Raw genomic sequence first — 270 nt, forward strand, 5'->3', positions numbered from 1 at the left:
CATCTATAATTTTCATTTTTTTAGTGAAATCATGGTAAAAAGCTACTGAGATAGAATCGTAAAAGTGTTTTAAATATACTTCTTTTTTCTCCGTAATGGATGTTAAGTTCATCCGTTCATTCCATTCTACTAACATCTCGAAATATTGGTTTAGTTGATTCATTTGGTCATCTGATAAATCAATTCCATTCTTTAAAAGTTCTTCTCGAAATTGCTCTTCTGTCATGATACCACCCTCAATTTTAATAATTGTTTATTAGGCATTTACAC

The 270-nt window shown here is 29.3% G+C and carries 1 protein-coding gene; it reads right to left on the minus strand.

Annotated features, from left to right (window positions below):
• Nucleotides 1-226: RsmG family class I SAM-dependent methyltransferase (locus AOA59_RS01315; RefSeq protein WP_178076225.1), on the minus strand; the 226-nt coding region annotated here is incomplete at its 3' end.
• Nucleotides 227-270 lie beyond the last annotated feature (44 nt).

This window comes from Pseudomonas sp. 2822-15 (genome assembly GCF_002742515.1).
Taxonomy (GTDB): Bacteria; Pseudomonadota; Gammaproteobacteria; order Pseudomonadales; family Pseudomonadaceae; genus Aquipseudomonas; species Aquipseudomonas salomonii.